The sequence below is a fragment of the Oryzihumus sp. genome, from assembly GCF_036391795.1.
GTDB lineage: Bacteria > Actinomycetota > Actinomycetes > Actinomycetales > Dermatophilaceae > Oryzihumus.
Genome location: NZ_DASVZH010000064.1, coordinates 1 through 4367, shown reverse-complemented (window position 1 = coordinate 4367; position 4367 = coordinate 1). Strand labels below are relative to the sequence as shown.

The window sequence follows — 4367 nt, the reverse complement described above, 5'->3', positions numbered from 1 at the left end:
AGCCGGTTGCGGGGGAACCGGCTCCGGCTCCCGGGCCACCTCAGCCGGTCCCGGAGCAACCGGCCACCGAGGAACAGGTCAGCCACGAACCCGCCGGCGAGGAACCGGTCACGGGGCCGGTCGGGGACGGCGCGGGGCGCCGTGAGCCCGTCGCCGCGCAGTTCACCGTGATGCGTCCGGTGACCCGTGTCCGCAACGTCGCGCTCGGCGCCGCGCCGGTGCCGGCCCGCGCGCCGCTGCCGGTCGCCGGGGAGGTCGCCGACCGCACCGAGGCGCCGACGGTGGACCGGGAGGTCGTGGTCGAGGGGCTGCCGTGCCCCCAGGGCCACCTCAACGACCCCCGGGCCGAGGCCTGCTCGCTGTGCGGGGCCGACCTCGAGTCCCGCGCCGCCCCCGTCCGCGCCGCCCGGCCACCGCTGGGCGTGCTCGTCACCGACGACGGCTCGGTCTTCCTGCTCACCTCCGACGTCGTCGTGGGCCGCGAGCCGGCCGGGTCCGAGGAGGTCCGCTCCGGGCAGGCCCAGCCGCTGCAGCTGCGCGACGAGGGGCACAGCGTCTCCCGCGTCCACGCGCGGGTGCACCTCGACGGGTGGGACGTCACCGTCGTCGACGCCGGGTCGGCCAACGGCACCTACCTCAGCCGGACCGGCTCGGCCGGACCCTGGGAACCCGTCCGGGAGCCGACCCCCCTCGTCGCCGGCGACCGGCTGCGGATGGGCAAGCGGCAGCTGATGTACGACCGCAGCCCCGCCGGCCCGGGACGGTGAGCCCGGTGGACGGGATCGCCGACTACGGCTTCCTGCGCGAGGTGGGCCGCGGCCCGCAGGGGCGGGTCTACCTCGCGCGCCGGTCCGAGCGGCTCGGGCCCGGGGACGAGTGGGTCGCCGTCAAGGTGCTCGACGCCACGGCCTCCGAGGAGAGCTTCGAGGCGGTCGCCGCCGAGCTGCAGTGCTTCGCCGCCGTCGACGGCGAGGACCTGGTCGCGTTGCACGAGGCCGGCCTCGTGGGACCGCGCGTCTACTACGTGCTGGCCCATCACCCGATGGGCTCCCTGGAGCACCCGGCCCACCCGCTGGACCGCCGGGCCCGCCTGGAGGCCGTCGCCCGGGCGGCCCGCGCCGCGCACCGGCTGCACGAGGCCGGGATCGTCCACCGCGCCATCAAGCCCGCCAACATCCTCCTGGCCGGGACCGGCGCCGTGCTGGCCGAGCCCGGCGTCGCCCACCTGCTCCAGCCCGGCATCACCTCCACCGGGACCCACCCGCTCGGCGGCTCGACCACGCTCGAGCTCACCGACCCGGCCGTGGTGCGCGGGGCCCCGGCCGGCCGGGCCAGCGACGTCTGGGCACTCGGGGTGACCCTGCACCTGGCGCTGACGGGCACCGGCCTCTTCCCCTCGATGATGTCCGCCGACCCCATGGTCGCGGTGCGGATGTACCTGCGCAGCACCCCCGAGCCGGACCCCGACCTCGGGGCGGCCGATCGGGCCGTGGTGCTGCGGGCCCTGCAGCCCGATCCGGCCGAGCGCTACCGCACCGCGGCCGAGCTCGCGGACGCGCTGGAGCAGCTCGCCCCCGCGGCGGGCGGGCACGTGCACTGACCGGCACGGCATACCCACCCAGGGTGGGTCCGGACCACACCTGACGGGCGCGGCGACCAGCCCTGGGGTCGCTACCCGCCCCTGCCCCGCGAGCCGAGAGTGGTGCCCAGGTCGACACCGGGTCGACCGGAGCGGAGCACAGCAGATGTCACACCTCGAGCGGCACCAGGACCCGCGGCACTGGTCGCGGGCGATGCGCACCATCTCGGCCTCCACGAAGTCGGCCCCGACCCGCGTGTGCTTCATCGTCGAGGGCAGGTACGAGAACGACGTCATGCCCGGCGCGGTGGCCGACGTGCTCACCGCCTGGGGCCACGAGGTCGACGTCCTGCGCCCCCTGGGTGGGGCGACCGACGTCGACGACCTCGACCCGTTCAACGGGCCCCGCTACGACGCCTACGTCCTCAAGACCGTCTCCGGCGGCCCCGGCCTGAGCATCCTCGAGGCGGCCGCGGCCACCGGCGCCGCCACGGTCAACGACGCCCGCGCCATCCGCCTGGCCCGCGACAAGGCCGTCGCCGCCAGCCGGGTGCGGGCCGCCGGGCTGCCGTTCCCGCGCACCTGGTTCGCCGCCCGCAGCGCGCTGCTGGAGGGCCTGCCCCGCGAGGCCTACCCGCTGGTGGTCAAGCCCAACAACGGCAGCTCCTGCGAGCAGGTCCTGCGCGTGGACCGGCCCGAGGACCTCGCCGCGCTGGACATCGACGACTCCGGCTACCTGCTGGCCCAGCCCTACCTGCCCAACCCCGGCTACGACGTCAAGCTCTACAACACCGGCGACGACGTCTTCGCCACGGTCAAGCGCTCCCCGCTGCACCCCGGCGCGCCCGTCGTCGAGGAGCTCATCCCCACCAGCCCCGAGCTCAAGGCCCTGGCCCAGGCCGTCGGCCGCGCGTTCGGCCTGGACATCTACGGCATCGACGTCATCGACACCCCGCAGGGCTGGATGGTCCTGGACGTCAACGACTTCCCGAGCTTCGGCAACGTCCCGCACGCCGCCGAGCGCCTCGCCCGCACGGTGCTGCGCCTGGCCCGCCAGGCCGTCGCCCGTCGCGTCACCGCCGAAACCCGCACCCTGCACGTCCTGCCCGCCCTGGAGGCATCCGCATGAACATCACCCTGGTCGCCGAGCCGTCGTCCAACCCCGTGCTGGACACCGCACTCGACCTCCTGCGCGAGCGCCACGAGGTCGCCGTGCTGGACCCGAAGTCCTTGTCCCCGTGGGGGTTCCGCCCCGAGGCCTCCGGGCGTAGGGATGGAGACATGGTCCTGCTCAAGTCACGCACCGCCGAGGCCCGCACCTGGGCCCACCACGCCGAGCGTGCCGGGGCGGTCGTGGTCAACACGCCCACCGCCACCGACACCGCCCTGGACCGGCAGCGCTCCGCCGAGCTGCTGGAGGGCGCCGGGGTGCCGACGCCGCGGACGCTGGCGTTCGCGTCGCTGGCCGACCTGGCCCGCGAGGCCTACCGCCCCGGTGCGGCGCCGCTGCCCTGGCCGCTGGTGGTCAAGAGCCGCATCAGCCGGCGCGGTGACCTGGTCCGCCTCGTGGTGGGCCGGCACGAGCTGGCCGAGCTGCTGCCGGAGTGGGGTCGGGAGCCGGTGGTCGCCCAGCGGTTCCTGCCCAACGACGGCTTCGACCTCAAGTTCTGGGTGGTCGGCGGGCACGTGTCCGTCGCCCGCCGTCCCGCGGCCCTGGAGGTGCGCCGCAAGGACGCCGACGTCGAGCTCGACCCCACCTCGCTGCCCGAGGGCCTGGTCGACATCGCCCTCCGCGCCGGGCACGCGATCGGCCTGGACCTCTTCGGCGCCGACATCGTGCTCAGCGACGGGCGCCCCGTGGTGATCGACGTCAACGCCTTCCCCGGCTTCCGCGGCGCCTCGGACGCGGCGGCACACCTGGCCGCGTTCGTCGAGCAGGCCTGGCAGCAGCGGGCGGTGGCGTCATGAGCACCACCTGGCTGACGCCGGAGGGCGTCACCTCCACCCTCGCGGGTGTCCTCGACGCCCACGACGACCACCAGGGTGCGCTGCACCTGACCTACCTGCGGCGCAAGCCCGGACGCGGCCTGGTCGCCGTCTACGGTCAGCCTTCGGACCCGGGGCACCTGTTCACCCTCACGGTCGAGGAGCAGGCGCTGGCCACGGCGCAGGAGCCGCCCCAGCCCTCGGCGTGGCTGGGCCAGTGGCCGGGTCTGCTCGAGGTCGCCGGACGCGGGCTGACGCTGCAGTCGTTCCCGCACGACGTGGGCCTGCCCACCCTCGCCGCCGCGATGACGCCGATGCAGACCCCCGCGCTGCGGGCCGCCCTGGAGCAGGCCGTGCGGCCCACCCTGCCGGTCGGTGAGCCGTGGCGGCTGGAGGACGTGGAGGCGACGGCGCTGCGCTACAAGCCGGGCGACCGGTGCGTGATCCGCTACCGGCTGCGCCTCGGCGCGACCGAACCCGCTTCCCAGCGGGTCGAGCACGTCAGCCGCAGCGTGGTCGGCAAGGTCTACCGCGACCTCGCCCAGGCCCGCGAGGCCGCCGCCCTGCTGGAACGCCTCGCCGCGTCGCCGCAGTCACCGCGCTGGAGTCCGGACTCCCTCGGTGTCGTCGAGCCCCTCCCGCTCGCCCTGAGCGAGGACCTGGGCAGCCCCGCCGACACCCCGCCGACGGTGCCCGGCACGAGCGTGATCCGCCCCGCCGACCCCCACGCGACGGACGCGGTGGTCGCCGCCGCCCGGGCGCTGGCCGACCTGCACACCGGCACGGCTGCGGCGACCGACAC

Annotated in this window: 5 protein-coding genes; all 5 read left to right on the top strand. The window is 75.8% G+C overall.

Features of this window, described 5'->3' with window-relative positions; all coding sequences use genetic code 11:
- The coding region (locus tag VF825_RS03585) for an FHA domain-containing protein (RefSeq protein WP_331110224.1) at positions 1-767 on the top strand (767 nt) is incomplete at its 5' end.
- 5 nt (positions 768-772) lie between these two features.
- The gene (locus VF825_RS03580; RefSeq protein ID WP_331110222.1) at positions 773-1600 is read left to right on the top strand and encodes a protein kinase domain-containing protein; all 828 of its coding nucleotides are present in this window, start codon (positions 773-775) and stop codon (positions 1598-1600) included.
- 145 nt (positions 1601-1745) lie between these two features.
- Positions 1746-2708 (top strand): hypothetical protein, encoded by a 963-nt coding sequence (locus tag VF825_RS03575; protein ID WP_331110220.1) that lies wholly within the window; start codon positions 1746-1748, stop codon positions 2706-2708.
- Complete coding sequence (locus VF825_RS03570) at positions 2705-3547, top strand: hypothetical protein (protein ID WP_331110218.1); 843 nt, start codon at positions 2705-2707, stop codon at positions 3545-3547. Before VF825_RS03575 ends, VF825_RS03570 begins: the two co-directional genes overlap by 4 nt.
- Positions 3544-4367, top strand: an 824-nt coding sequence (locus tag VF825_RS03565) for a hypothetical protein (protein WP_331110216.1), incomplete at its 3' end; no start/stop codon positions are given. The genes VF825_RS03570 and VF825_RS03565, both read left to right, overlap by 4 nt.

What these genes read in the sequence shown, in the direction of transcription:
- VF825_RS03570 (WP_331110218.1), top strand. Translation starts at nt 2,705, where the DNA reads ATGAACATCACCCTGGTCGCCGAGCCGTCGTCCAACCCCGTGCTGGAC.
- VF825_RS03575 (WP_331110220.1), top strand. Translation starts at nt 1,746, where the DNA reads ATGTCACACCTCGAGCGGCACCAGGACCCGCGGCACTGGTCGCGGGCG.